The 24,462-nt window shown below is 74.2% G+C and carries 26 protein-coding genes and 1 tRNA gene; 14 read left to right on the top strand and 13 right to left on the bottom strand.

Annotated features, from left to right (window positions below; all coding sequences use genetic code 11):
* Window positions 1–43 precede the first annotated feature (43 nt).
* From ACIQMV_RS15810 to ACIQMV_RS15790, 5 genes are all read left to right on the top strand, one after another.
* Window positions 44–817 (top strand): FadR/GntR family transcriptional regulator, encoded by a 774-nt coding sequence (locus ACIQMV_RS15810; protein ID WP_402593181.1) that lies wholly within the window; start codon window positions 44–46, stop codon window positions 815–817.
* A gap of 219 nt (window positions 818–1,036) precedes the next feature.
* Entirely contained in the window at window positions 1,037–1,996 is a 960-nt protein-coding gene (locus ACIQMV_RS15805; protein ID WP_141356161.1) for a dihydrodipicolinate synthase family protein, read from the top strand.
* A complete protein-coding gene (locus ACIQMV_RS15800) occupies window positions 1,993–2,937 on the top strand; it encodes an ROK family protein (protein WP_141356159.1) in 945 nt (314 codons plus the stop codon). The genes ACIQMV_RS15805 and ACIQMV_RS15800 overlap by 4 nt, the downstream gene beginning before the upstream one ends.
* Window positions 2,934–3,617: an N-acetylmannosamine-6-phosphate 2-epimerase gene (locus ACIQMV_RS15795; protein WP_141356157.1), complete on the top strand. Its 684-nt coding sequence runs from the start codon at window positions 2,934–2,936 to the stop codon at window positions 3,615–3,617. Before ACIQMV_RS15800 ends, ACIQMV_RS15795 begins: the two co-directional genes overlap by 4 nt.
* Before the next feature lie 60 nt (window positions 3,618–3,677).
* Window positions 3,678–5,144: a sialate:H+ symport family MFS transporter gene (locus ACIQMV_RS15790; protein ID WP_402593518.1), complete on the top strand. Its 1,467-nt coding sequence runs from the start codon at window positions 3,678–3,680 to the stop codon at window positions 5,142–5,144.
* A 58-nt stretch (window positions 5,145–5,202) separates the two neighbouring features.
* Here the strand turns inward: ACIQMV_RS15790 and ACIQMV_RS15785 are convergent, their stop codons facing one another.
* From ACIQMV_RS15785 to ACIQMV_RS15770, 4 genes are read right to left on the bottom strand one after another with little or no spacing between them, the layout of a single operon-like run.
* Window positions 5,203–5,730, bottom strand: coding sequence for an NUDIX hydrolase family protein (locus tag ACIQMV_RS15785; RefSeq protein ID WP_172633172.1), 528 nt, complete (start codon window positions 5,728–5,730; stop codon window positions 5,203–5,205).
* 34 nt (window positions 5,731–5,764) lie between these two features.
* Window positions 5,765–6,979: an amidohydrolase family protein gene (locus ACIQMV_RS15780; RefSeq protein WP_401779271.1), complete on the bottom strand. Its 1,215-nt coding sequence runs from the start codon at window positions 6,977–6,979 to the stop codon at window positions 5,765–5,767.
* On the bottom strand, window positions 6,979–8,382 hold the full coding sequence (locus ACIQMV_RS15775) for a glutamine synthetase (RefSeq protein ID WP_402593180.1): 1,404 nt from the start codon (window positions 8,380–8,382) through the stop codon (window positions 6,979–6,981). The genes ACIQMV_RS15780 and ACIQMV_RS15775 overlap by 1 nt, the downstream gene beginning before the upstream one ends.
* Before the next feature lie 54 nt (window positions 8,383–8,436).
* Entirely contained in the window at window positions 8,437–9,249 is an 813-nt protein-coding gene (locus ACIQMV_RS15770) for an SAM-dependent methyltransferase (protein WP_402593179.1), read from the bottom strand.
* Between the two features lie 369 nt (window positions 9,250–9,618).
* Here ACIQMV_RS15770 and ACIQMV_RS15765 point away from each other — a divergent pair, with 369 nt between their 5' ends.
* Window positions 9,619–10,503 carry a Cof-type HAD-IIB family hydrolase gene (locus tag ACIQMV_RS15765; protein WP_402593178.1) on the top strand — a complete coding sequence of 295 codons (885 nt, stop codon included), beginning with the start codon at window positions 9,619–9,621 and terminating at the stop codon, window positions 10,501–10,503.
* An 82-nt stretch (window positions 10,504–10,585) separates the two neighbouring features.
* Here the strand turns inward: ACIQMV_RS15765 and ACIQMV_RS15760 are convergent, their stop codons facing one another.
* The 4 genes from ACIQMV_RS15760 to ACIQMV_RS15745 form a co-directional block, all read right to left on the bottom strand.
* Window positions 10,586–11,329: a DUF3566 domain-containing protein gene (locus ACIQMV_RS15760; protein WP_402593177.1), complete on the bottom strand. Its 744-nt coding sequence runs from the start codon at window positions 11,327–11,329 to the stop codon at window positions 10,586–10,588.
* A 78-nt stretch (window positions 11,330–11,407) separates the two neighbouring features.
* On the bottom strand, window positions 11,408–11,950 hold the full coding sequence (locus ACIQMV_RS15755) for a hypothetical protein (RefSeq protein WP_402593176.1): 543 nt from the start codon (window positions 11,948–11,950) through the stop codon (window positions 11,408–11,410).
* 188 nt (window positions 11,951–12,138) lie between these two features.
* The gene (locus ACIQMV_RS15750) at window positions 12,139–12,621 is read right to left on the bottom strand and encodes a Dps family protein (protein ID WP_141356141.1); all 483 of its coding nucleotides are present in this window, start codon (window positions 12,619–12,621) and stop codon (window positions 12,139–12,141) included.
* 202 nt (window positions 12,622–12,823) lie between these two features.
* Window positions 12,824–13,630, bottom strand: a complete 807-nt coding sequence (locus ACIQMV_RS15745) for a lysophospholipase (protein ID WP_402593174.1) — start codon at window positions 13,628–13,630, stop codon at window positions 12,824–12,826.
* A 63-nt stretch (window positions 13,631–13,693) separates the two neighbouring features.
* Between ACIQMV_RS15745 and ACIQMV_RS15740 the strand changes: the two genes are divergently transcribed.
* The gene (locus ACIQMV_RS15740) at window positions 13,694–14,467 is read left to right on the top strand and encodes a sulfite exporter TauE/SafE family protein (RefSeq protein WP_402593172.1); all 774 of its coding nucleotides are present in this window, start codon (window positions 13,694–13,696) and stop codon (window positions 14,465–14,467) included.
* Between the two features lie 75 nt (window positions 14,468–14,542).
* On the opposite strand, the gene ACIQMV_RS15735 is transcribed toward ACIQMV_RS15740, so the two are convergent.
* On the bottom strand, window positions 14,543–14,698 hold the full coding sequence (locus ACIQMV_RS15735; RefSeq protein ID WP_172632780.1) for a hypothetical protein: 156 nt from the start codon (window positions 14,696–14,698) through the stop codon (window positions 14,543–14,545).
* Window positions 14,699–15,000: 302 nt separating this feature from the next.
* Between ACIQMV_RS15735 and ACIQMV_RS15730 the strand changes: the two genes are divergently transcribed.
* Together ACIQMV_RS15730 and ACIQMV_RS15725 are read left to right on the top strand one after the other, a co-directional pair.
* Window positions 15,001–16,137 carry a serine/threonine-protein kinase gene (locus ACIQMV_RS15730; RefSeq protein ID WP_402593170.1) on the top strand — a complete coding sequence of 379 codons (1,137 nt, stop codon included), beginning with the start codon at window positions 15,001–15,003 and terminating at the stop codon, window positions 16,135–16,137.
* A gap of 97 nt (window positions 16,138–16,234) precedes the next feature.
* Window positions 16,235–16,705, top strand: coding sequence for an RpiB/LacA/LacB family sugar-phosphate isomerase (locus ACIQMV_RS15725; protein ID WP_141356133.1), 471 nt, complete (start codon window positions 16,235–16,237; stop codon window positions 16,703–16,705).
* Window positions 16,706–16,727: 22 nt separating this feature from the next.
* On the opposite strand, the gene ACIQMV_RS15720 is transcribed toward ACIQMV_RS15725, so the two are convergent.
* Window positions 16,728–17,795 carry an MGDG synthase family glycosyltransferase gene (locus tag ACIQMV_RS15720; protein ID WP_141365984.1) on the bottom strand — a complete coding sequence of 356 codons (1,068 nt, stop codon included), beginning with the start codon at window positions 17,793–17,795 and terminating at the stop codon, window positions 16,728–16,730.
* Window positions 17,796–18,094: 299 nt separating this feature from the next.
* Between ACIQMV_RS15720 and ACIQMV_RS15715 the strand changes: the two genes are divergently transcribed.
* The 4 genes from ACIQMV_RS15715 to ACIQMV_RS15700 all read left to right on the top strand — a co-directional run bounded on the left by ACIQMV_RS15715 (window position 18,095) and on the right by ACIQMV_RS15700 (window position 22,044).
* Complete coding sequence (locus tag ACIQMV_RS15715; protein WP_141356131.1) at window positions 18,095–18,943, top strand: SDR family oxidoreductase; 849 nt, start codon at window positions 18,095–18,097, stop codon at window positions 18,941–18,943.
* A gap of 8 nt (window positions 18,944–18,951) precedes the next feature.
* The gene (locus tag ACIQMV_RS15710) at window positions 18,952–19,971 is read left to right on the top strand and encodes a DMT family transporter (RefSeq protein WP_402593168.1); all 1,020 of its coding nucleotides are present in this window, start codon (window positions 18,952–18,954) and stop codon (window positions 19,969–19,971) included.
* Window positions 19,972–20,035: 64 nt separating this feature from the next.
* On the top strand, window positions 20,036–20,791 hold the full coding sequence (locus ACIQMV_RS15705) for a polysaccharide deacetylase family protein (RefSeq protein ID WP_402593166.1): 756 nt from the start codon (window positions 20,036–20,038) through the stop codon (window positions 20,789–20,791).
* 449 nt (window positions 20,792–21,240) lie between these two features.
* A complete protein-coding gene (locus ACIQMV_RS15700) occupies window positions 21,241–22,044 on the top strand; it encodes a cobalt-precorrin-6A reductase (RefSeq protein WP_402593164.1) in 804 nt (267 codons plus the stop codon).
* On the opposite strand, the gene cobF is transcribed toward ACIQMV_RS15700, so the two are convergent.
* Window positions 21,986–22,774, bottom strand: a complete 789-nt coding sequence (gene cobF, locus ACIQMV_RS15695) for a precorrin-6A synthase (deacetylating) (RefSeq protein WP_402593162.1) — start codon at window positions 22,772–22,774, stop codon at window positions 21,986–21,988. The genes ACIQMV_RS15700 and cobF overlap by 59 nt on opposite strands.
* An 84-nt stretch (window positions 22,775–22,858) precedes the next feature.
* On the bottom strand, window positions 22,859–23,386 hold the full coding sequence (locus tag ACIQMV_RS15690) for a DUF309 domain-containing protein (protein ID WP_402593160.1): 528 nt from the start codon (window positions 23,384–23,386) through the stop codon (window positions 22,859–22,861).
* A gap of 101 nt (window positions 23,387–23,487) precedes the next feature.
* Between ACIQMV_RS15690 and ACIQMV_RS15685 the strand changes: the two genes are divergently transcribed.
* A tRNA-Pro gene (locus tag ACIQMV_RS15685) sits at window positions 23,488–23,561 on the top strand.
* A gap of 84 nt (window positions 23,562–23,645) precedes the next feature.
* Here the strand turns inward: ACIQMV_RS15685 and ACIQMV_RS15680 are convergent.
* On the bottom strand, window positions 23,646–24,431 hold the full coding sequence (locus ACIQMV_RS15680; protein WP_402593159.1) for a GntR family transcriptional regulator: 786 nt from the start codon (window positions 24,429–24,431) through the stop codon (window positions 23,646–23,648).
* Between the last annotated feature and the right edge of the window lie 31 nt (window positions 24,432–24,462).

The raw sequence follows: 24,462 nt of genomic DNA, 5'->3' as shown, positions 1-24,462 counted from the left end.
ATAGGCTGTGAAGGTAGCTTCGTTGAGCAGAAGGGGTCAAGAGGTGAATTCGTCGCGTCCGCAAGAGGTCCGGGCGGCGGCCAGGCCGTCACTGCGTCAGGAGGTCTCGGAGGCGATCAAGAGCTACATCCTCGACAATCACCTCAAGCCGGGAGACCCGTTGCCGTCGGAGACGGAGCTGTGTGCCGCCCTCGGTGCCAGCCGGTCCAGCGTCCGTGAGGCCGTGAAGACCCTGGCGGTGCTGGACATCGTCGAGGTGCGGCGCGGTCATGGCACCTATGTCGGCCGGCTGAGCCTGTCCGCGCTGGTGGAGGGTCTGGCCTTCCGCGGTCTGCTCAGCCCCAAGGACGACTTCCGGATCCTGTCCGAGCTGATCGAGGTGCGCGAGCTGATCGAACGCGGCATGGCCGCACGCATCATGGCGACGCTCGGGTCCGAGGATCTCGACGCTCTCGACGCCCTCGTCGACGAGATGGACCGTCGCGGCGCCCACGACGACCGCGGCTTCGCGGAATGCGACCGGGCCTTCCACGAGCGGCTGATGGAACCGCTCCAGAACGAGCTGGTCAGCCAGCTCTCGCTGGCCTTCTGGGACGTCTACGCCATCGTCGCGCCGCAACTGGAGGGGATCTCCGAGGAGGCCGAGGCGGGAACCATCGCCGACCACCGCGCCATCGTGCGGGCGGCCAGGCAGGGGGACGCCGAGGGGTTCGTGCAGGCCCTCTCCGGCCACTACGCGCCGGTGCGCCGGCGGCTGACGGAGGCTCAGGCGCAGGCGGGCCGGGGTGCGGTGGGCGAGGTCGAGCGCACCGCCTGACCGGTCACCGGAGCGGCCCGCCCGCGACCGCGGGCCCCGGACGTCGTTCCCTCACGGGGACTTGCCGCCCGGGTCGGAATCGAGAGTGTGAGCCATCCCCCTCTTGACCGACCCGGGCGGCTGCGTCTTATTGTTCAGACGTCAGACATCTGATGTCGCTTTCGCGGAGCAGCCGGCCGCGATCAGCAGTTCCGTCTTCCAGCCCATGGAGTAGCCCCCATGCCTCTGACCGCACCCCTGCGCGGAGTCGTCCCGCCCGTGTGCACCCCGCTCGACGCCCACGGCGAGGTCGACACGGCCTCCCTGGCCCGGCTGGTCGAGCACCTGCTCGGCGGCGGTGTCCACGGACTCTTCGCCCTCGGCTCGACCAGCGAGGTCGCCTACCTCACCGACGAGCAGCGCGGCACCGCCCTGGAGACGGTGGTCAACGCGGTCGACGGACGGGTACCGGTCCTCGCGGGCGTCATCGACACCACCACCCCCCGCGTCCTCGACCACGCCCGCGAGGCGGCCCAGCTCGGTGCGGACGCACTGGTGGTCACCGCGCCCTTCTACACCCGCACCCACCCCCGGGAGATCGCCGCCCACTTCCGCCGGATCCGCCAGACGGTGGACCTGCCGCTGTTCGCCTACGACCTCCCGGTCTCCGTGCACAGCAAGTTGTCGACCGCCCTGATCCTCGAACTGGCCGCCGACGGCACCCTGGCCGGCCTCAAGGACAGCAGCGGCGACGAGGGCTCCCTGCGCCGCCTGCTCGTCGCACTCGGCGGACGCCAGGGCCGCGCCGAGGGACCCGCCCCCGCCTTCTCCGTCCTCACCGGCTCCGAGCTGACCGTCGACGCGGCGCTGCTGGCCGGCGCCGACGGCGTCGTCCCCGGCCTGGGCAACGTCGACCCCGCCGGCTACGTCCGGCTCTACGAGGCCGCCCGGACGGGTGACTGGACGCTGGCCGTCAAGGAGCAGGAGCGGCTCGCCGGCCTGTTCGCCATGGTCGACGCGGGCCCCGAGGCCGAGATGGGCCGCAGCTCCTCCGCGCTGGGCGCGTTCAAGGCGGCCCTGCGCCTGCTGGGCGTCATCGACTGCGGCGACACCGCCTTCCCGCAGATTCAGCTGGGCGCCGCGCCCGTCGCCGAGGTCGACGCGCGGCTGCGCGCCGCCGGGCTCACCCCGGTCCGATGACGCGGCCCCCGGCCCCCGGCACCGCTCCCGTCATCGGACTCGACCTCGGCGGCACCAAGATCGCAGCCGCCCTGGTCGGCCCGGACGGCACGGTGCTGCGCCGGCACACCCGCCCGACACCGGCGCGGGCGGGCGCGCGGGCCGTGCTCGACGCGCTCGCCGCCGCGGCCCGCGAGGTGGACCACGGCGCCCGGGCGATCGGAGTCGCCGCCGCCGGTGTCGTGGACCCGCGCACCGGCACCGTCACCAGCGCCACCGACTCCATCACCGGATGGGCCGGCACCGCGCTGGCCGCGGGCCTGTCCGACCGTACGGGGCTGCCGGTCGCCTGCGACAACGACGTACGCGCCACGGCCGCCACCGAACTCGCCGAGGCCGGCGACCCGTCCGCCTCCCTCGTCTACGTCGCCGTGGGCACCGGAGTCGGCGGCGCCGTCGCGGTGGACGGCCGGATGCTGCACGGCAGCGCCGGCATCGCGGGCCACCTGGGCCATGTGCCGAGCCCCGAGGCCACCGGCCTGCCCTGCACCTGCGGCGGCAGCGGCCACCTGGAGGCGATCGCCTCGGGACCCGCGATCACCGCACTGTACGAGCGCCTGAGCGGCCGGACCGCCGACCGCCTCCAGACCGTGGCGGAACGCGCCGCCGCGGGCGACGCCACCGCACGACAGGCGATCACCACCGGGGCGCGGGCCACGGGAAGCGCCGTCGGCGGCCTGGCCAACGCGCTCGGCCCGCACCGCGTCGTGATCGGCGGCGGCGTACCACGGATCGGCGACCTGTACTGGTCCGCGCTGACCGACGCCTTCCGCGCCGAGCTGATGGCCCCCCTGCGCCATCTGCGCCCGGTGCCGCCGCGCCTCGGATCCGACGCGGCCGTACTGGGGGCGGCCCTGCTCGCCCGCACCCCGTCCCCGCACTCCTCGGAAGGACCCCGATGACCACGATCCCCTCGCCCGTAACCGCCGTCGCCGGCCGGCTGATCGTCTCCTGCCAGGCTCCCGAGGGCGACCCGATGCGCGACACCGCGACCCTGGTCAGGCTGGCGCGCTCCGCCGAGGCCGGCGGCGCCGCGGCCGTCCGCGTCAACGGTCCCGAGGTGGTGGCCGCCGTCGCCGCCGCCGTCGCCCTGCCCGTGATCGGGCTGTGGAAGGACGGCGACACCGGCGTCTACATCACCCCGACCGTGCGCCACGCCCTCGCCGTCGCCGAGGCCGGCGCGCACGTGGTCGCCGCGGACGCCACGGCGCGCCCGCGCCCGGACGGCGGCTCCTTCGCCGACCTCGTGACCGCCGTGCACTCCGCGGGCGCCCTGGTCATGGCGGACGTCGCCACGCTGGAGGAGGGCGTGCTCGCCGCCCGGCAGGGCGCCGACTTCGTCTCCACCACCCTGTCCGGATACGCGCCCGGCTCCCCGCGCCAGTCCGGCCCCGACCTGGAACTGGTCGCCGCCCTCGCCCGCGCGACCGGCACCCCGGTCGTCGCCGAGGGACGGATCGGCACCCCCGAGGAGGCGGCCGAGGCGCTCGCCCGGGGCGCCCACAGCGTGGTCGTCGGCACCGCCATCACCGCCCCGACCGCCCTCACCCACCGCTTCGCGACGCACCTCACACGTCGATAGAGGCGCTTTTACCTTCCGACGGTGCTCGACGACGAGTCCGTCCGGCATCCTGGAGCAACCGTGCACCACACCGCGTCATCCAAGCCGCCCTGGTTCCGCCAGGTGGGCCGCAGTCAGTGGAAGTCGTTCTTCGCCGCCTGGATCGGCTACGTCCTCGACGGCTTCGACTTCGTCCTGATCACCCTGGTCCTCACCGAGATCAGCGCCGACTTCCACCTCGACACCCTCCAGGCGGCGAGCCTGGTCTCCGCCGCGTTCATCACGCGGTGGCTCGGCGGCGCGCTCCTCGGTGCCCTCGGTGACCGCTTCGGGCGGAAGCTGTCGATGGTGGTCAGCATCCTGCTGTACTCGCTGGGCACCTTCGCCTGCGGATTCGCCTGGGACTACACCAGCCTGTTCGTCGCCCGGCTCGCCATCGGCATGGGCATGGCCGGCGAGTACTCGTCCAGCGCCACCTACGTCATGGAGAGCTGGCCGGTGCACATGCGCAACCGGGCCAGCGGCTTCCTGATCTCCGGCTACTCCGTCGGCACGGTGCTGGCCGCCCAGGTCTACAAGTGGGTCGTGCCGACGCTCGGCTGGCGCTGGATGTTCTACCTCGGCCTGATCCCCGTCCTGGTCGCGCTGTGGATGCGCCGCGCGCTGCCCGAGGCGGCCGACTGGAAGGCCTCGGTCGCCGAGCGGGAGCAGCGGCCCAACCCCTTCCGCCCGCTGTTCACCACCCGGTCCAGGGCCACCGTCAACGTGGTGCTCGCGGTGGCGGCCACCGTCTCGCTCTTCGCCGTCTTCACCCCGCTGGGCGACGGTCTCGTACCGGTGCTGTCCGTGCTCGCCGGAGCCTGTCTGATCGCCTTCGCCGTGCAGCTGGGCGGCCGCCGCGGCTGGCTGCTGTACGTGTCGATGATCGTCACGATCTTCTTCGCGTTCCTGTACTCCTGGCCCATCCAGGCGCTGCTGCCCACCTATCTGAAGACCGACCTGGGCTACGACGCCGGCCAGGTCACCGACGCGCTCTACTACGCGGGCTTCGGCACGATGGCCGGCTGCTGGCTGGCCGGGTTCATGGGCGACTGGATCGGCACCAGGAAGGCGTACGCCTTCACCCTGCTGGCCTCACTGGCCTTCGTCTTCCCGGTCTTCGCGGTGCGCGACAGCCTGCCGCTGCTCGGCGTGCTGCTGTTCGCGCTGCAGGCCACCAGCTTCGGCATCTCCGGCCTGCTGCCCCGGTACATCGGCGGTCACTTCCCGACCCATACCCGGGCCGCCGCGCTGGGCTTCACCTACAACGTGGGCGCCCTGGGCGGCGCCGTGGCCCCCGTCCTCGGCGCCCGCCTCGCGTCCGGCATGGACCTGGGCCACGCGCTGGCCGTCCTCACCTTCGCCGGGACGATGATCGTCGTGGTCCTCGTCGGCTTCGACGTGCCGGGACGGCTGGGCCGGCTTCTCGATCCGGACGGTCCGGCCGACCACCTCGTGACGGAGGACGACCGCGGCCCGGCCCCGGCCGCCCGTGCGACCGCCGGATAGCCGGCCATGCCGGGGAGGGCGCCGCCGGTGATGCCGGAGGCGCCCTTCGCGGCACCCGTCAGTACGCGTGACCCACGTGGGCCAGCGCCTGCTTGAGCAGCACCCCGTGCCCGCCCGGCATCTCGCTCTGCAGCGCGGCGGAGGCCGCCTCCTGCGGGCTGAACCACACCAGGTCCAGCGCGTCCTGCCGGGGACGGCAGTCGCCGGCGACCGGCACGATGTAGGCCAGCGACACGGCGTGCTGACGCGGGTCGTGGTACGGCGTGATACCGGCCGTCGGGAAGTACTCGGCGACGGTGAACGGCTGGAGGGACGCCGGCACCCGGGGCAGCGCCACCGGGCCGAGGTCCTTCTCCAGATGGCGCAGCAGGGCGTCCCGCACGCGCTCGTGGTGCAGCACCCGGCCGGAGACCAGGGTCCGGCTGACCGTTCCGTCCGGTCCGATGCGCAGCAGCAGGCCGATACTGGTCACTTCGCCACTGTCGTCGACGCGCACCGGCACCGCCTCGACGTACAGGATCGGCATGCGGGCGCGTGCCGACTCCAGCTCGTCCGTGGTGAGCCAACCGGGCGTGGTTTCGGTCATGTCAGACATCGCTTGATCATACTTTCAGTGGTGCTCAATGGGGGAGTTCGGTAGCAGGGAGATCGGTGGGGTCAGCGGGGTCGTCGAGGTCGGTGAGGCCGGTGAATCCGTAGACCCGCCGGGCGTTGTCCCGCCCCGCCCAGCGGGCTATCCGCAGCGCGTCCGCCGGGCTCAGCTCGTCGGCGTCCACCCGCTCCCGCAGCAGCCCGGCCAGGCCCTGCCGGAAGGCCACGGCGCCCAGGTGGTGGAACTCGGCCAGACCGTAGGCGTCGGAGCTGTACAGCAGCTTGCGGAACGGCGTGATCTCCAGGGCCTCGGCCAGGACCGCCCGGGCCCGGGCGGGACCCACGTGGTGCAGTGCCAGACCGACGTCGAGGTACACCCCCTCGAACACGGCGGCCAGATAGGCGGCCTGGCGCTGGTAGGGCCAGCAGTGCAGCAGCAGGACCGGGATCGTGCCGGCGGTCAGATGCAGCCAGTCGGTCAGAAGGGCGGGGTCCGCACGGTGCAGGCGGATGTCGCTGTCGCCGAACCCGGTGTGCAGCTGCAGGGGCAGACCGAGGTCGACGGCCGTCCACAGCAGATGCCGTACGAGCACCGGGTCGTCGAGACGGTCGCCCGCGCGGGCGAGCAGGCCGGCCGCCGCCCGCGCGACCTCCTCCCGCGAGGGGCGCGCCGGGTCCAGGCCGAAGCCGGTGCGGTAGGCGGCCACCGACTTCACCGCGACCACGCCCGGCCGCCGCACGGCGTCCTGCGCGGCCGCACGGAAGGCGGCGCCGTACTCGCCGGGCTCGACGCCCCCGGCCGCCACTGCCTCCGCGACGCGCTCCAGCCGTACGACCTCGTACGCCACCGCGCCGCCGCCCGCGGCGCCGGCCAGCTCCCGCGCAGTGGTGCCGGGCTCGGGAGCGAAGCCGGTGTCGACGCAGAAGACGGCCGTGCCGCAGGCGCCGAGGAAGCGCCGGTTGACCTCCGCCGCGCCCAACTCGGCCCGGCGGGCCAGGTACACCTCGGCGGACGCGTGGCGCGGCAGGTCCAGGACCGGGGCGCAGTGCCGGCGCACGGCCACACCGACCGGGCTGTCGAACGGGGTGATGCCGCTGCCGGGCCACACCTCGCCCTCGGTGAGCAGGGACTCGAAGCCGGTCCGGTCCAGGTCGGCGGTGACGACCCCGTGGCAGTGGTGGTCCACGAGCGGCAGCGCCGCCAGCGCCTCGTGGACCGCTCCGGCCCCGGCCGACGCGCTCATCAGTACGTCCAGCGGTACGCCGCCGCGACCTGCTCGTCGTCCAGTCCCTCGACGGCCGCGATCTCGCCCTGCCGCACGGCGGTCACCGCGTCGGCGAGCACTGGTCCGAGAGCCGTGCGCAGCAGGTCGTCCCCGCGGAACGCGGCGACCGCCTCCGCCAGCGAGACCGGCAGGCGCCGTACGCCCCGGGCCGCCGCCTCCGCCTCGCCGAACCGGGCCGGGTCCCCGGTGATCTCCTCGGGCAGGGACGCGGACGACGCCATCCCGTCCAGCCCGGCGGCGATCAGACAGCCCAGCGCCAGGTACGGGTTCGCCGCGAGGTCGACCGGTTTGACCTCCAGGTTGGCCGCCCGCGCGCCCTGCCCCCGGGTCCCGGTGATCACGCGCAGCGCGGCCTCGCGGGTCTCCCGGCCCCAGGCGGTGAACACCCCGGCCCACTGGGAGGGCTTGAGCCTGAGATAGCTGGACGGGCTCGGCGCGGTCACCGCCGTCAGCGCGGGCAGGTGGGCGAGGAGACCGGCCGTGAAGGACTCGGCCTCGGCGGTCATGCCGTGGCGGCCGTCGCCCCCGGAGTGCAGGTTGGTCCCGTCGCGCCAGGCCGAGAGGTGCACATGGCCGCCGTTGCCCACGCCCCGCGCGAGGACGGCCGGCGCGAAGGAGACCTTCAGCCCGTGCCGCCGGGCCACGGCCCGTACGGTCTGCCGCACCAGCACGCTGCGGTCGGCCGCCGCCACCGGGTCCAGCGCGCCGACGGACACCTCGAACTGCCCGGCCGCGTACTCGGGGTGGAACTGGTCCACGTCCACGCCCTGCGCCGCGAGGGCCGCCAGCAGATCGGCGGCGCAGTCGCTCAGCTCCACCTGCCGGACGGCCCCGTACGCCGGACCCGACACCGCGGGCTCGAACTCGCCGCCGGGCGCGTTTCCTTGGCCCACGGCCCACTCGACCTCGATGGCCGCCTCGAAGGTGAGGCCGTGGCGCCGCTCGGCGTCGGCGGTGATCCGGCGCAGGAACGTACGGCTGCACCCGGGATGGCGCTCACCCTCCTGCGTGATCCGGTCGACCGGGGCCCAGGCCCAGCCGGGCTGCCCCGACAGGACCACCAGGTGGTCGAGGTCGGGGTAGAGCCGCAGATCGCCGTCGGGGGAGCCGAGGACGTCGGTGGTGACGATCGAGTCGTGCGCCAGGAAGGTGTCGAACACCGGGGACATGCCCGCTCCCCAGGCCGCCGCCGAGGGGAGCTTGGCCGTCGGCACCGTCTTGACCCGGGCGATCCCCGCGGTGTCGACGTAGGCCAGCACGACTCCGTGCACGCCCCGCCCGGCGAGTTCGCCGCTGAGCGCGGTGGCCCGCTCGACGTCACCGGGACGCCCGCCGGGGACGGGGTCGGCAAGGGTGGTCATAGTCCTCCTCGACGGGCTCGACTCGGGCGAACCGGCGGCCGGGTACCGCCCGCGTCAGGGTTTCACGGCGACCGCGCCGAACTGCGGTACCGCGGCGGGGGAGTCGCCGTCCGGGCGCCACCGCGAGCACGGCACCAGGCCCGGCTCGACCAGGTCCAGGCCGTCGAGGAAGGCGGCCACCTCGGCACGGGAGCGGGCGGTGATCGGCGGTGTGGCGTTGGCGTTCCAGAACTCCATCGCCGGGACGTTGCCCTCGCCGCCGAGGTCGGCGTCGTAGGTGGGGTGCGTCAGCACCAGGAAACTGCCCGAGGGGACCGCGGCCATGACGCGGCGGACGATGTCGCGCGCCTCGTCGGTGTCCAGGACGAAGTTCAGGATGCCCAGCATCATCACCGCGACGGGCCGGCCGAAGTCGAGCGTCGCGGAGGCACGCTCGACGATGGCCTCCGGGGCGTGCACATCGGCCTCGATGTAGGCGGTGGCGCCCTCGGGGGTGCTGGTCAGCAGCGTGCGGGCGTGCGCGAGGACGACCGGGTCGTTGTCGACGTAGACGATCCGCGCGTCCGGGGCGATCCGCTGGGCCATGTCGTGGGTGTTGTCGACCGTCGGCAGCCCGGTGCCGACGTCGAGGAACTGGCGCACCCCGCGCTCGGCGGTCAGGTGGCGGACCGCCCGTCCGAGGAACTCGCGGTCGGCGCGGGCCACGTCCCGGATCACCGGGAACATCCCGGCGACGTGCTCGCCGACCTGCCGGTCGACCTCGTAGTTGTCCTTGCCGCCGACCCAGTGGTTCCACACGCGCGCGTTGTGCGCCACCGTGGTGTTCAGCCTCGGCGACCCGTCCGGCGGGGTGTGGCTCTCGCTCACGTCTGCACTCCTGGTTCGTCGCGTGCCGTCTCGTGACTGCCGTGGCCGTGGTCGCGCCCTGCCCGCGGCCGACGCCGCCATTGTGCCGCCCGGTGATCACCGTGTCCGGGAATCGGCCGAACCTGCCCGGCCGGGAGGACCGCCGGACCCGGGCCCCGGGCGGCCCCGGACCTGGTCGGGAAAAACCCCTGCCGGGCGGCCCCGGTAGGCTGGCGGGGCCGTGGCGTCACCGCGGCGGCGCGGCCCGACCGACCCGGCTGACGACGTCCCGGAGCCGGTGCGGCGTCGACCACCGCCCCCGCGCACGGCAACGGAGCCGGCGCCCCACCACCCCGGGCGCGCCCGCCGCGCCCGCCACGGAAAACGGACATGCCCAGCACACCCTCGCCCCTGCTCACCACCCTCGAACCCGCCCCGGAAACCGTCACGGGCCCCGCCGGCATACGGCTGATCGTCACCGACATGGACGGCACGCTCCTGGACGACGCCAAGCGGCTCCCGGCCGGACTGTGGCCGACCCTGGCCGAGCTGCGCCGCCGCGGTGTGCTGTTCAGCCCCGCGAGCGGCCGCCAGTACGCCACGCTGGCCGAGCAGTTCGCCGGCCACGACGAGGGCATGGTGTTCATCGCGGAGAACGGCACCTATGTCGTCCGGGACGGCGTGGAGCTGAGCTCCGACCCCCTGGACCCGGCCGTCGCGGCCCGCCTCGTCGGAGCCGTACGGGAACTCGTCGCGCAGGGCGTGGACGTGGGCGCCGTGGTCTGCGGCAAGCGGTCGGCCCATGTGGAGCGGACCGACGAGGCCTTCCTGGCCGAGGTCCGCAAGTACTACGTCCGGCACCGGATCGTGCCGGACGCGGCGGCCGTCGACGACGACGTCATCAAGGTGGCCCTGTTCGACTTCGGGTCGGCCGAACGGACCACCGCCCCGGCGCTGGCGCCGTTCGCCGCCACCCACCAGGTCGTCGTCTCGGGCGAGCACTGGGTCGACGTGATGAACCGCACCGCCGACAAGGGCGCCGCGCTGCGCCGGCTCCAGCGGGATCTGGGGATCACGCCTGCCCAGACCCTGGTGTTCGGCGACTACCTCAACGACCTGGAGATGCTGGACGCCGCCGAGTGGTCGTTCGCCATGGCCAACGCCCACCCCGAGGTCATCGGCCGGGCCCGCCACCTGGCCCCCTCCAACAACGACAACGGCGTACTGCGCACCATCGCGCGCCTGCTGCACCTGCCGCCCGGCCTCGGCGGCTGACCGCCGGCTGACCGTCGGGTGCCCGGAGCCGGGGGAGTCCCGGCCGTCGGCAGCGGGGAGCCCGGGTCGTCAGCCGGGAGCGTCAGCCGGGAGTGGTCTCCTCGACCCGGGTGTCCGGGTCGTCCCGGTCCCTGCGGTCGCGGTCGTTCTGACCGTGGCCGTCGTCCGGGCCGGGCCGGCTGTCCGCGTCCTGCCGAGTGTCGTACCGGCTGTCCTGCCGATTGCCCTGCCGAGCGGTCCGCCGGTCGCCGGCCCGGCCGCGCAGCCGCCGCCACGCGTCGCCGCAGCGGTCGGCGAACTCGACGTAGCGCGCTCCGCAGCCGGGCGGCGGGAATCCCAGGCGGTCCTGGAGACGGTGGTACGCACGGCCGACGTCCGGCAGCAGATCGGGCCGGCCTTCGCGGACCATCGCCGGGTCGTCGGCCAGCGTCAGATGGACACCCCCGGCGTACTGCGAGGACATGTTGTAGAGGAACGCGCCCAGGGTCGCCATGGCCGTACCCAGGACGACCTCCAGGGCGACGACACCGGCGGCGATGACGAGCGTCCAGCCGAAGGAGGGCCAGGCTTCCGGGTCCATCGCGGTGAGCATGGCCCAGACGAGCACCATGGTGACGAGCACGCAGGCACCGAGTCCCAGCAGCACCAGACAGCTCATCGACATCACCGACCGGGGATCGGCCCGCGCTACGCGCATGCGTATCGCGGACGGCCCCGGTCCCGCCGCCTGGCTCCGCACGGACCGGTCCTGGACGCCGCACTGCTGCGGGGCGGGGTCCTGCCCGGAGGCCTCGGCGCCGCGCTCCTGGTGCTCGGCTGGGCTCATGCCTTGCTCCTCACAGTGGGTGCGACCGCCCGCGCGGCGTGCCTGACGGCGGCCGGGCCGTGGTGGGCGGTGCGGGAATCAGGCGCTGGCGCCGCCGTGGCGTGCGGCCGCGGCGACGATGTGGTGCCGGGTGACACGGCCGATCTCGTGCCAGAACGGCTTCGCCGTCAGGTAGGCGCCCAGCACGGAGATGACTCCGAGGGAGACGTCGACGCTGATCCGGCCCTGCTTGGCCCAGTAGACGTCGCGGAGATCCAGCAGGAGTGCGAACTCGTCGCAGATGAGGGCCGTGCCGCAGCCGTAGGCGGCCGCGACGGCGGGGTGCCCGACCGCGCGTTCGTCACCGCGTACGGCGATCAGGCCCACCCCGGCGAGGGTGGCGATGCCGAGGTTGTAGTGGTGCAGGTGCTCGCCACCGGCGGAGATGTTGCCCCAGGGCAGCCAGCCGCCCCGGATGCCGTGCGTGATGACGCGGACGGTGCCGAAGGTGACCCCGAAGGAGATCCACGTGATCAGCAACGACCGTCGCAGCTGGGTCAGATGCCGGTCCGCCGTCTCGTGCCACCTGCTGACGAGCAGCGGCCGGTCCCGGTCGCGGCGGCGTGCTTCGGTGAGTCTCATTGGCTGACCGGCCTCCCACGCCGAACCGACACCCGCGGACGGGGTCGGGGCCGTCCCGGACACCGCCGTTGGTGTGCGTTCTCGACGTTAGGCGCGGCGCTCCCGTCCCGCATGCCCGCCGCCGCGGGACGGGGCCGCTCGGGTGACGGCGGTACGCACGCCGGCCCGGCGGCCCGCCGCCGCGGTGCTCAGCCGCGCTCGCTCACGTTCTCGGCGGCGAACATCCAGCGATGCTTCTCCAGTTCGGCCGTGATCGTGATCAGCAGGTCCTGGGAGACCGGGTCGGGCTTCTCCGTCGCGTCGATGCGCTCGCGCAGCCGCTTGATGGCCGCCTCCAGGGACTCGACCATGACCTCGACGACCTCCGTGTCGCGCACCCAGCCGTCCTTGGGGCCGGGCAGGGTGAAGGCCGAGGCGATCGTCTCCGGGCGTCCGTCCGGCGGCAGGCCCAGCGCCGCGGCGCGCTCCGCGACCGTGTCGGCGAACTCGCGGGCCGCCGCCACCACTTCGTCGAGCTGGAGATGGATGGACCGGAACCGCGGTCCCACGATGTTCCAGTGCGCCTGCTTCCCGATCAGGGAGAGCCCGAGAAGGTCCACGAGAGTGCTCTGCAGCGCGTCCCCGGTGACCTGAAGGGCCGCTTCGGGGATCGTGCTCTTCACGACAGTCATACGGTGGTTCTCCTTGGGGAGTCGTCTCCGGGAGTCGTCTCTGGCGGTACGGAGCGGTGCGATGCGTTCGGCCTCGCCGGTCCCGGCCGGTCCCACCCGCACCGCGCAACCACTCCATGGGGGCGCGAGTGCCCTCGTCGAAAGGGGGCAAACAACCGCCCCGCCCAGGTCGGACGCTCTTTCCCGGCCGGGAGACGGGCGTTCAGCGCGCGAGTACGCGGTCCAGGAACTCCGTCATGTCGGCGAACACCTCCGCGCGGTTCGTCTCCAGGAACACCTCGTGCCGGGCGCCCGGGTAGATCCGCTCGGTCAGCGCGCCGCCCAGCCGCTCGATCCCGGCCCGGCTCCCGCCGAGCGGGACCAGCCGGTCGTCGTCGCCGTGCAGCCACAGCACGGGCAGCTCCCCGACGTCGCCGCCCTCGGCGACGGCCTTCAGGGTCCGCGCGAACGCCTCGACCGTCGGCCGCTTCATCGGGCCGTGCCAGACGAGCGGGTCCGCCGCGTACGCCGCACCGACCGCCGGGTCCCGGGACAGCGCGGCCGGGCTGACCGGCGTGTCGGGGATCTCGTCCAGGGCCAGCAGCCGGCCCGGCAGCTCCCAGGCACCGATGACCGGCCCGGACAGCACGAGCGCGGCGAGTTCCGCGCCGTGGCGCTGGGCGTAGCGGGCGGAGATCAGCCCGCCCATGGAGTGGCCGATCAGCACGAGCGGCAGTCCGGGGTGCGCGGCACGGGCGAGATCCGCCACGGCGCGCACGTCGGTGACGACCTCCTCGAAGTCCTCGACCACCACGCGTTCGCCCGCCGACTTCCCGTGGCCCACGTGGTCGGGGCCGTACACGGCCGCCCCGTGCGCGCCCAGTGCGCGGGCCGGCTCCTCGTAGCGGCCGGAGTGCTCGCCGTACCCGTGCACCACGAGGGCGACGTACCGCGGTCGCGGATGCGGCCACTCGCGGACGGCGAGTGCGCCCCGGACACCGGTCAGGACGTGCTCGCGGACGTCGGCCATGGCTCCTCCAGGTGAGACGGTCCTTACGCCCCTCGGTTGTCAGGACATAGCATCGGTCACCGCATGAACACGATGACGCTCTGGAACATATCCGGGTGGGGATTCGCCGCGCTCGCCTTCGCGGCCCTGCTCGTCGGCTTCTCGAAGACCGCCGTCAGCGGGGCCAACACGGTCAGCCTCGCCGTCTTCGCGGCCGTCCTGCCCGCCCGCGCCTCCACCGGGGTGCTGCTGCCGGTCCTGATCGCCGGCGACATACTCGCCGTCCTCACCTACCGGCGGCACGCGCACTGGCCCACGCTGTGGCGGCTGTTCCCGGCGGTCGCGGCGGGGGTGGTCGTCGGCACCCTGTTCCTGATGTGGGCCGACGACGGGATCGTACGGACGTCGATCGGGGCGATCCTGCTGCTGATGGCGGGGGTGACGGTGTGGCGGCGCCGCAGCGCCGACCGGGGGGAGGAGCCGGACTCGGTCACCACCCGTCCGGGCCGTCTCAAGGCCCGCTTCTACGGCGTCCTCGGCGGGTTCACCACCATGGTCGCCAACGCGGGTGGCCCGGTGATGTCGCTGTACCTGCTGTCGGCGGGCTTCCGCAAGCTCGGCTTCCTCGGTACGTCGGCCTTCTTCTTCCTCATCGTCAACGTCTCCAAGGTGCCCTTCAGCGCCGGTCTCGGACTGATCGACGGCCGCTCGCTCCTGCTGGACGCCGTGCTGGTGGTCTTCGTCGTGCCCGGTGCGCTGCTCGGCAAGTGGGCGGTGCACCGCATCAACCAGCGGCTGTTCGAGCGGCTGGTGATCGCGGCCACCGTCGTGGGCGGCTTGCAGCTGCTGCTGCGCTAGCCGGTCATCCGGTCGGGAGGTGTCAGGTCGGGAGGTGTCAGGTCGGGAGGTCGTCCGGGTCGGGAGGTCGTCCGGTCAGGAGGCCGCGCGGGCCAGCGCCGCGCGGAGGCGGTCGTAGCGCTCCACGTCCGCCATGTCGTCGGTGCGCCGCGGCCGTCCCGCGAGGAGGCCCCAGACGCTCGTCATGAACACCACTGCCAGGGGGATGAGCAGCCATGTAAGAGGGGTCACTGTTCGTCCTCTCCTTCCCGAGTCCTTCCCGAGTGGATCAGCCGGGTAGGGCGACGATGACATACGTGATCAGCTCTACATATTTGTGCGACGGGCGACTCCGTGCTTTTCACTCGGAGGGCCCCGGTCCGAAACTCGGAAGGTTTCTTGTCCGGACAATCCGCCCGGGAGGGCCGCGCAGGGGTCGGGAGCACCCTGAGTGATCGTTAAGATGAGGCGCGGTTGCCGCGATCCGTATGCGCTGCCCGGCTGCTGCCGCGCCCGCTGCGGAGAGTGGTCGTGAGGGCGGGACTTCGGGGATCTTGAGGGCGGGGCTACGGGTGCTGGTGGCGGGGCGGTACCGGCTGCAGACGGTCATCGGGCGCGGCGGAATGGGCGAGGTCTGGCGGGGCCTCGACGAGGTGCTCGGCAGACCGATCGCGGTCAAACTGCTGCTGAACGACGGGTCGGACGCCTCCGCCGAGGCCCGGTTCAGACTGGAGGCGCAGACCTCGGCCCGGCTGAACCATCCGCACGTGGTCGGGACGCTCGACTTCGGCGCCTGGGAGGACCGCTGCTTCCTCGTCATGGAACTCATCGAGGGCGACAGCCTGGCCGGTGAACTGACCGCCGGCGGCCCGCTCTCACCGGAACGTCTGGCCCAGGTGGCCCAGCACTCCGCCGAGGGCCTCGCCGCGGCGCACGCCCAGGGCATCGTGCACCGGGACGTCAAACCCGGCAACCTGCTCAGCGACCACCAGGGCACCGTCCGCATCGCCGACTTCGGCATAGCCCGCTTCGTCGACGACCCCTCGGGCGCGCTCACCACCACCGGGCAGATCGTCGGCACCGGTCTCTACCTGGCGCCCGAACGGGCCATCGGCACCCCGGCGAGCGCGGCCTCCGACATGTACTCACTGGGCTGCGTGCTCTACCACCTGTCCGTCGGCTCCCCGCCCTTCGAGGCGTCGACCGCGACCGCGCTGCTCTACCAGCACGTCGACTCCTCGCCCGTACCGCCGCACCAGCGTGGCGCGGCGCTGCCGCCCGCCTTCGAGGCGTACCTGCTGAGCATGCTGGCCAAACGGCCCGAGGAACGGCCCACGGCCCGGCAGGCGGCGGACTGGTTCGCGGGCGGCGCGTGGCGGGGCGCTCCCGAACCGCTTCCCCCGGAGCAGTGGGACGGGGGCGGGGGACGCGGACAGCACCGCGGTCCGAGCCAGCGGGGCACGGCTCCCGCGCACCGCCGCGCCGCCGCCGCTCCCGTCCCCGCTCGCGCCGGCGTCGCGTCGGGGGCCGCGGGCATGGACTCCGGCTGGAACACCAGCGTGCACCGGGTGCCCCCGCGCCGACCCGGAGTGCGCTCCTCGCTGCGCCGCCACTCCCGTGCCGCCGCCGTCGTGGGCGGCGCCGTCCTCTTCGTCTCCGCGCTGCTCCTCGGGATGGCGTGGTTCTCCTAGACACGCCCGCGGGTGGACGACCCCGCGCGCTCGGTCGCCGGCCGGAGCGGGCGGGCGCCCCTGGAGTCCGGACGGCGCGCTGAGTAGTCTCCGGCACATGCGGATCTCCGTCTCCTCGGACATGGCCGAACCCGTCGCCCGCTCGCTCGTCGCCCTGCTGCGCGAGCGCGGGCACGAGGTGGTGACCCACGGTGCGCTGCGCCCCGGGGACGACCCCCAGTGGGCGGCGTGCTCGGCCGCCGCGGCCCGTGACGTCGCCGAGGGACGGGCCGACCAGGCCGTCGTGTGCTGCTGGACCGGCACGGGCGCGTCCATCGCCGCGAACAAGGTGCCCGGCGTACGGGCCGCTCTGTGCACCGACGCCTACACGGCGGACGGAGCACGCCGCTGGAACGACGCCAATGTGCTTGCGCTCGGCCTGCGGCTGACCTCCGAACCGCTGCTCAAGGAGATCCTCGACGCCTGGTTCGCCGCCGCGCCGAGCGAGGACACCGAGGACCGCGAGAACGTCGCCCGCGTAGGACGCCTGGACCTCCGGCGGGACGAGACCCGGGGCGACCGGCCCTGAGAAGCCCCCGGAGGGGCAGGGCCTAGGAAGGGCGACTCGCCCCCGCGGCCCGTACGACCAAGTCGAGCGGGTCCTGCCGGAAGAGGGCACGCCCGGCCGCGATCCGTTCCTCACGTGGCGCGCCCGGCGCCGTGAGGCGGGTCAGGGCGCGCAGGAGGGCATCCGGGTCGGGTGCGTGGTCGCAGACGCCGAGGGCCGCCATACGGCGCAGCCCCTCCGCGCCGTGTCCGGGAAGCGGGCGGTGACCGACGACGGGCAGGCCCGCGGCGAGCGCCTGTACCGCGGTCTGCCCGGCCGCGTTGTCCACCAGGGCGGCACACGCGTGCAGCAACTCCGGCATGTCCGTCACCCAACCGGGGGTGAGGACACCGGGCGTCGCGGACAGGGCGCGGCGCAGCCGTTCGTTGCGTCCGCAGAGCACGACCGGCAGGAAACCGTGCGCGGCGAGCAGCCGGGCCGTGTCGGCCAGCCGGCTGCCGGCTCCCCAGGCGCCCGCGGAGACCAGCACCGCGGGCCGCCCGCCGCCGTGCCGCTCCAGCCGGCGCCGCCACACGGCCGTCCCCGGTCCGGCGGCGAAGAACTCCGGTGCCACGACCGGACCGGTCGCCTCCGCCGCCCGGCCGGTGCCCCGCCGGACCTCCCGAGCGGTCTCGTCCGTGAGGCACACATGCAGGTCGTTGCCCGGATGCAGCCACTGCCGGTGCGCCGCGAAGTCGACGACGACCACCGCGCTGGGCACCCGCAGCGCGCCGCGCGCCCGGAGGTGGCCGGTGAGCTGGGCGGCCAGATGGAAGACCGGCACGACGACATCGGGCCGCCACTCACCCACCAGGCTCAGCAGACGCCCACCGGCCAGCCGTGCCAGCGGGGTGCCGCTCGGGCGTGGCCGGGGGCCGGGCGCGAGGAACAGGTCGTAGATACCGGCGTAGACCCAGGGGGCCCGACGCACGACGGTCCGGTAGAAGCCGCGCAGGCCGCTTCCCAGACCGCCTGGCAGCAGGCCAAGCACGTCCACGACACGGGCCTCCTTGCCGGCGGCACGGGCGCGGCGGACCAGTTCGGCGGCCACCGTGTCATGGCCCGACCCCATGCTCGCGGTCACCACGAGCAGCCGCTCCGCTTCCGGCGGGGACGTCGGGCTCGGCCGGGCGGGCGCGTGGCGCGTGCCGGGTTCGCGAGCGGCGGGCAGCGGTGGCGGCACGGACGATTCGGACGACACTGGAAGTGAGTAACCCTCACCCACCGCAGTCAAACGAACGGGCACACCCTTGGGCCCGTCCCACGTTTCGGGCACAGCCTCCGGGATACTTCACCAGCCCGGAGGCCGTCCCGTACCGCCGGGGCCGCACCGGCGGCCCTCGGTCCGTCCGATCCTCGAGGTGCGTCCCGATGTCCCACGCCCCCTCCCGCGTACGGTCCGGCTCCGGCACGCCGGTCGAGGCACCGGTGGCGCCAAGCGCCGCGCCCGGCCGGACCGGCGGTGCCGCGGCGCCGGGCGGGGGCGCGCTGGTGACCGGGGCCTCGTCCGGGATCGGCGCGGCCGTGGCACGGCGGCTCGCCGCGGAGGGCGGCTGGCGCCTGGTGCTCAACGGGCGCGACCGCGCCCGGCTGGAGGAGGTCGCCCGGGGCACCTCGGCCGTGGCCTTCCCGGCGGACCTGTCCGGCCAGGGCGCCGAGCGGCGACTGGCGGAGTTCGCGCTCGACAGCGTCGGCCGCGTCGACCTGCTGGTGGCGGGCGCGGGCATCGGGTGGGCCGGGCCGTTCAGCACCATGCCGCAGCCTGCCATCGACGAGCTGTTCGACGTCAACGTGCTGGCGACGCTGCGCCTGGTCCGGCTGCTGCTGCCCCAGATGATCAGGCAGGGCACGGGCCGCGTGGTCATCATCGGCTCCCTGGCGGGCACGGTCGGTGTCCGCGACGAGGCCGTCTACTCCGCCGCCAAGGCCGCGCTGGGCGCCTTCGCCGACGCCGTGCGCTACGAACTGCGCGGCACGGGGGTCGGCATCAGCCATGTGGTGCCCGGGGTGGTCGACACGCCGTTCTTCGACCGCCGCGGAGTGCCCTACCGGCGCTCCCGGCCCCGGCCCGTCCCGGCGAGCCGGGTCGCCGACGCGGTGTGGGAGGCGGTGTCGCGTGGCCGGGACGAGGTGTACGTCCCCGGCTGGACCCGGCTGCCGGGCCGGGTGCGCGGTGCCGCGCCCGCCCTGTACCGCCGCCTCGCCGCACGGTTCGGGTGACGCACGGGGTGAACGCGCTCACCATCGTCCTCGCACTGTTCGCCGCGTGCGCCAACGCCGCGGCCTCGGTACTGATGAGGCGCGCGGCGACGGAGACGCCGGGGGGCGGGGGAGGGGGCGACCGGCGCACCGGCGGTACGGCGGGCGGGACGCCGGACCGGCGCGGGGAGGGCGGCGGCCCGGACCCCCCGGCGGCGGAGGGCGGACACGGACCGGTCGGCGCGCGTACGTCGCACGCCGTCACGGTCAGGCGGCGGCGTTTCTGGCTGGCCGGGGCGGCCATGCTGGCTGTGTCCGCGGTGTTGCAGGCCGCGGCGCTGGCCGTCGGGAGCCTGTCACTCGTCCAGCCCCTGCTGGCGACCGAACTGCTGTTCACGCTGGCGATGGGCAGCATCGTCTTCCGCCGGCGGCCGGCCCGGATCACCTGGCTGTCCTTCCTCGCCCTGGCCGCCGGACTGGCTGTCTTCCTCGGCGCCGCCTCGCCGTCCGCCGGACGCGACACGGCCGAGGCGGCGCGCTGGATCCCCGTCGGCGTCGCCCTGGCGTGCCTGGTGCTCCTGCTGATCGGCGTGGCGCGGCTGGTCAAGGGCCCGCCCCGGGCCGCCGTGCTCGGTCTGGCCTCGGCCGTGCTGTTCGCGGCGACGGCCGCCCTGCTCAAGGAGGTGACGGGCCTCTATCCGCAGGGCCTGGCCACGCTGTTGTCGAACTGGACGCCGTACGCCACGGCGATCACCGGGCTGGCCGCCTTCGGACTGCTCCAGTGCGCCTTCCGGGCGGGCACGCTCGTCGCCTCCCAGCCCGCCCTCACCCTCGGCGACGCCCTGACGAGCATGGCGCTGGGATGGGCGCTGTTCGGGGAACACATCGCCCTGGGCGTACGCATGGTGCCCGAGGCGATAGGTATCGGTCTGCTCGCGGCGGGGACGGTCGGTCTGTCCCGTTCCCCCGCCGTGTCGGGCAAGTGGGACGCGGAATCGGCGGTCGGCGCGGCCTCCGGTCCGGGAAGGGCGCAGGCGGAGCACCCGTGAGGCCATGAGCACGAGGAGGACCCGGCAGGTGGCGGGCAGAGCACCGGTGAGGAGGAGTCGGCAGGTGGCAGAGCCAGGCAGCCGTCCCGCGCGCACCGCGCTGGCGGCCCTCACGCCGGTGGCCGCCGTCGCGGCCGCCCACATCGTCCCGGCGGCCACCTGGCTGCCCCGCTTCCGGGCCCTGTGCTTTCCCGGCCTCGCCGGGACCGGCCGCCCCGACCACGTCGCACTGACCTTCGACGACGGCCCGGACCCGGACTCCACGCCGCACTTCCTGGACGAGCTGGACCGGCTGCACGTACGCGCCACGTTCTTCGTCCTGGGCGAGAGAGTGGCCCGCTTCCCCGGCCTCACCCGGCACATCGCGGACCGGGGACACGAGCTCGCCGTGCACGGCTGGACCCACAGCCGCCCCTGGCTGCCGGCTCCGGCCCGGGACGTCCGGGAGACCGCGCGGGCGGCCCGCGCCGTGCACGACACCACGGGCCTGCGGCCGCGGTGGTACCGCCCGCCCTACGGCATTCTCACCGCGGGCCGCTGGGCCGCCGCCCGGCGCGCGGGTCTGCGCCCCGTGCTGTGGACCGCCTGGGGCCGCGACTGGACGGCGGACGCGACCCCCGCCTCGGTCCGCACGACCGTCACCGCGGACCTGCGCGGCGGCGGCACGATCCTCCTGCACGACACCGACCAGGCCTCCGCCCCCGACTCCTGGCAGGCAACCCTCGGCGCCCTGCCCGGCCTTCTCCACGTCTGCCACGACGCCGGCTGGTCGGTGGGCCCCCTGTCCGAACACGGCCTGCGCCGAGCCGGGCAGCGTTGAGCCCGCCCATCCGTTTCCCGGGGCTCCCACGCCGACCACGCCTCAGCCTCTGGGCGCCTCGCGCCTGCTGCTCCGCGGCCGGGCGCGCCCGCCCGACGCGCGATGGACCGCGGGTCTTGAGGGCAGGCCTCGGAGCCGTAGCCGTAGCCGTAGCCGTAGCCGTAGCCGGAGCCGGAGCCGGAGCCGTAGCCGGGACGGCCAGGCCGATGGGCGTGCGGGCACGCTCGCCTCCGCGGCGCGTCGCGCCACGCAGCGCCGGTATGCGATGCCGCGCGCGGCGCGATGCCGAATCGCGGCAATCGCGGGTTCGAATCGGGGGTGATGCGCGCGCCGCACGCGTATGAGGCCACGCGCCGCACGCGGAGAGGCCCGTCGCCCGGCGGGACCTCGTGCCCTCGTCGCCGCACCCCGATGCCGTGCCCCGTCCGTCACCCCCTACGCTCGATGTCATGTCCTCGCACATCCTGGTTCTCGGTGGTACCGCCGAGGCCCGTGAACTGGCCACGGTGCTTGCGGCGCGGGACGGGGTGCGGGTGACCAGTTCGCTGGCGGGGCGGGTGACGCGGCCGGGGGCGCTCGACGGGGAGGTACGGGTCGGGGGGTTCGGTGGGGCGGAGGGGCTGGCCTCCTGGCTGCGCGAGCACCGCGTGGACGCAGTCGTCGACGCCACCCACCCCTTCGCCGAGGCGATCACGCGGAACGCGGCGCGGGCCGCGGCGGCGACCGGCGTACCCGTGGTGGTCCTGCGCCGGCCCGGATGGCGGCCGGGCCCCGGGGACCGCTGGCACCCGGTCGCCTCGCTGCACGCCGCGGCGGAGCTGCTGCCGCGGCTCGGGCGCCGGGCGTTCCTGACCACGGGACGGCTGGGCCTCTCCGCCTTCGCCCACCTGGCCGAGACGCGCTTCGTCGTACGGTCGGTCGAGCCGCCCGAGCCGCCGATGCCCCCGGACACACGGGTGGTGCTGGCCCGCGGGCCGTTCACCGTGGCCGGCGAGACAGAGCTGCTCAGGGAGCACCGCATCGACGTACTGGTGACCAAGGACAGCGGGGGAGCGGCCACCGCGGCCAAACTCTCGGCCGCGCGGGAACTCGGGCTGCCGGTCGTCGTCGTACGCCGTCCGCCGCTGCCTCCAGGGCTGACCGCCGTGCCGGATGTCGCGGCCGTGCTGGAACGCCTCGGCCGGGTCGTCCGGCCTACTCCGCCCTCTCCGGCCGACCCTCGGGCTTGCGGCGCAGCAGATACGTGTCCATGATCCACCCCTTGCGCTCGCGTGCCTCGGCCCGCAGTCGCTCGATGCGTGGCGCGGCCTCGGCGATCGGGCCGGAGACGAGGATCTCGTCCGGGGTGCCTATGTAGGCGCCCCAGTAGATGTCGATGTCCTGGTCGGCGCAGTGCCGGAAGGCCTGGTGGGCGTCGAGCATCACCACCACGTCGTCCACGCCCTCCGGGAACCCCTCGGCCAGCCGCCGCCCGGTGGTGATCTGCACGGGCCGGGCGACCCGGTTGAGCCCCGTACGGTGCCGGGCGACCAGGGCCGAAACGCTGCTGATGCCGGGCACCACGTCGTACGCGAAGTCCACCGTGCCCCGCGCCAGCACGTCCTGGAGGATGCCGAGCGTGCTGTCGTACAGCGCCGGATCGCCCCACACCAGGAACGCGCCGGTCTCGTCCTCGCCCAGTTCCCCCGTGATCAGCCGCTCGTAGATGTCCGCGCGTGCGCTGCGCCAGTCGCCGACGGCGGGGGAGTAGGCGGAACCGCCCGCCGTCCGGTCCCGCTCCGGGTCACGCGCCTCCACCACGCGGTACGTCCCCTCCGGTATGTGCGTGCGAAGCATGTCCCGGCGCAGCTGTACGAGGTCCGACTTCGCCTCGCCCTTGTCGAGGACGAAGAACACGTCCGTGTCGCGCAGCGCCCTGACAGCCTGGAGGGTGAGCTGGTCGGGGTCGCCCGCGCCGATGCCGATCACATGAATCTTTCGCACGCCCCGAGTCTGCCGTACGGCACTGACAACGCGTCCACCGGCGTCGCACCGACCGCTACCGGCACCGCTCACGCCGCCCGCGGGCTACGCCCCGCCGCCGCGCAGCCGAGGCGCCCGCTCCGCCGCGTCCACGGCACCCGCCGCCCCGCTGTCCACGGCGTCCGCCAGCTCCCGCGCCCACACCACCACCCCGGACACGTCCATGCCGTACGGAGTCCGCTCCCCGGTGTCCGCCACCCACCCCTCCACCGCCCCCGCCCCGCGCCGCAGCAGCCGTGCGCCGCCGGTGACGTTGCCGCGGGCCGCGTGCGTGAGCCCCACCGCGAGCTGGGCCAGCCCCCGCCACAGGGCGCGCTCCGCCGGCGGCCCCGACTTCCAGGCGTCCTCGAAGACCTCGTGCGCGTGGAACGGCTTGCCCGCGTCCAGCAGTGCCTGAGCCTCGGCGACCGTCGCCGGCGGGGTGCGCACCACGCCCTCGGGCTGCCTCGGTACACCGTCGGCGTCGTACGGCAGGGGCCGCCCGAGCCCGTCCCGGGGCCGCGCGTTGCGCGCCCGCCCCTCACTGTCCCGGTCCCGCGCGCCCGCCGGCCTGTCGGAGGAAGTGCCGCTCATACGCCGATTGTCCCCGACCCCGTGCCCCTTTTCGGCGCGGACCCCGAGGTGGGGTAAAGTGACGTTCGCGCGATCACGTGGTTCACCGCACGAACGCGCACCGGGACGTGGCGCAGCTTGGTAGCGCACTTGACTGGGGGTCAAGGGGTCGCAGGTTCAAATCCTGTCGTCCCGACTCGAAAGAGTCGCAGGTCAGGGGATGTTTTGGAGGAATCCGGAACATCCCCTTGATCATGTTCGGGGACCAGTGGCGCCCCTTTCACGACCTCACCAGCAGCTGGAAGTCGAAGGTGTACCGGGACGCGCGGTACACGTGGGTGCCGTGCTCGACCGCGCGACCCGTGTCGTCGTAGGCCGTGCGCTGCATGGTGAGCAGGGCGGCGCCCTCCCGCTCGTCGAGCAGGGGGGCCTCCTCGGCGGTGGCCGCGCGGGCGCAGATGGTCTGGCGGGCGCTGTGGAGGGTGATGCCCGCCGAGCGCATCACGCGGTACAGACCCGTCGACTCCAGCCGGGCGGTGTCCGGTTCGAGCAGGGCCGCCGGCAGGTGGTTGCACAGAAAGGCCACCGGCTGGCCGTGCGTGAACCGCAGCCGTTCCAGCACCGTGACCTCGGCGCCCTCCGCGAGGCCGAGCGCGGCGGCCACGTCGGCGGTCGCGGGCACCCGCTCGTTGCGCAGCACCCTGGTGGTCGGTCCCTGCCCGGCCGTCTCCAGGTCGTCGTAGAGACTGCTCAGCTCCAGGGGGCGCTTGACCCTGCTGTGCACCACCTGGGTGCCCACCCCGCGCCGCCGCACCAGGAGGCCCTTGTCGACCAGGGACTGGATGGCCTGGCGGACCGTGGGGCGGGACAGGCCCAGGCGCGCGGACAGGTCGATCTCGTTGCCCAGGAGGTCCCCCGGGATGAGGAGCCCGCGTTCGATCGCGGCTTCCAGCTGCTGGGCGAACTGGTGGTACAGCGGCACCGGACTGCCCCGGTCCAGCGCGAAGTCCAGGGAATCGAGCGCGCAGACGGTCCCGGGACGGGACCGGTCACCGGTCGCCGCCATGGCGGCACCCCCTTCGGGTCGGGTGGGACAC

It is taken from the genome of Streptomyces sp. NPDC091412 (genome assembly GCF_044756885.1).
Lineage (GTDB): Bacteria > Actinomycetota > Actinomycetes > Streptomycetales > Streptomycetaceae > Streptomyces.
The sequence above is the reverse complement of the archived record's forward strand: the minus strand, read 5'-3'. Positions and strand labels throughout refer to the sequence as shown.

Coding starts and splice junctions, on each gene's coding strand:
- ACIQMV_RS15805 (WP_141356161.1), top strand. CDS start 1,037: ATGCCTCTGACCGCACCCCTGCGCGGAGTCGTCCCGCCCGTGTGCACC.
- ACIQMV_RS15800 (WP_141356159.1), top strand. CDS start 1,993: ATGACGCGGCCCCCGGCCCCCGGCACCGCTCCCGTCATCGGACTCGAC.
- ACIQMV_RS15795 (WP_141356157.1), top strand. CDS start 2,934: ATGACCACGATCCCCTCGCCCGTAACCGCCGTCGCCGGCCGGCTGATC.
- ACIQMV_RS15785 (WP_172633172.1), bottom strand. CDS start 5,730: ATGACCGAAACCACGCCCGGTTGGCTCACCACGGACGAGCTGGAGTCG.
- ACIQMV_RS15780 (WP_401779271.1), bottom strand. CDS start 6,979: ATGAGCGCGTCGGCCGGGGCCGGAGCGGTCCACGAGGCGCTGGCGGCG.
- ACIQMV_RS15775 (WP_402593180.1), bottom strand. CDS start 8,382: ATGACCACCCTTGCCGACCCCGTCCCCGGCGGGCGTCCCGGTGACGTC.
- ACIQMV_RS15765 (WP_402593178.1), top strand. CDS start 9,619: ATGCCCAGCACACCCTCGCCCCTGCTCACCACCCTCGAACCCGCCCCG.
- ACIQMV_RS15760 (WP_402593177.1), bottom strand. CDS start 11,329: ATGAGCCCAGCCGAGCACCAGGAGCGCGGCGCCGAGGCCTCCGGGCAG.
- ACIQMV_RS15755 (WP_402593176.1), bottom strand. CDS start 11,950: ATGAGACTCACCGAAGCACGCCGCCGCGACCGGGACCGGCCGCTGCTC.
- ACIQMV_RS15750 (WP_141356141.1), bottom strand. CDS start 12,621: ATGACTGTCGTGAAGAGCACGATCCCCGAAGCGGCCCTTCAGGTCACC.
- ACIQMV_RS15745 (WP_402593174.1), bottom strand. CDS start 13,630: ATGGCCGACGTCCGCGAGCACGTCCTGACCGGTGTCCGGGGCGCACTC.
- ACIQMV_RS15740 (WP_402593172.1), top strand. CDS start 13,694: ATGAACACGATGACGCTCTGGAACATATCCGGGTGGGGATTCGCCGCG.
- ACIQMV_RS15725 (WP_141356133.1), top strand. CDS start 16,235: ATGCGGATCTCCGTCTCCTCGGACATGGCCGAACCCGTCGCCCGCTCG.
- ACIQMV_RS15720 (WP_141365984.1), bottom strand. CDS start 17,795: ATGGGGTCGGGCCATGACACGGTGGCCGCCGAACTGGTCCGCCGCGCC.
- ACIQMV_RS15715 (WP_141356131.1), top strand. CDS start 18,095: ATGTCCCACGCCCCCTCCCGCGTACGGTCCGGCTCCGGCACGCCGGTC.
- ACIQMV_RS15700 (WP_402593164.1), top strand. CDS start 21,241: ATGTCCTCGCACATCCTGGTTCTCGGTGGTACCGCCGAGGCCCGTGAA.
- ACIQMV_RS15690 (WP_402593160.1), bottom strand. CDS start 23,386: ATGAGCGGCACTTCCTCCGACAGGCCGGCGGGCGCGCGGGACCGGGAC.
- ACIQMV_RS15680 (WP_402593159.1), bottom strand. CDS start 24,431: ATGGCGGCGACCGGTGACCGGTCCCGTCCCGGGACCGTCTGCGCGCTC.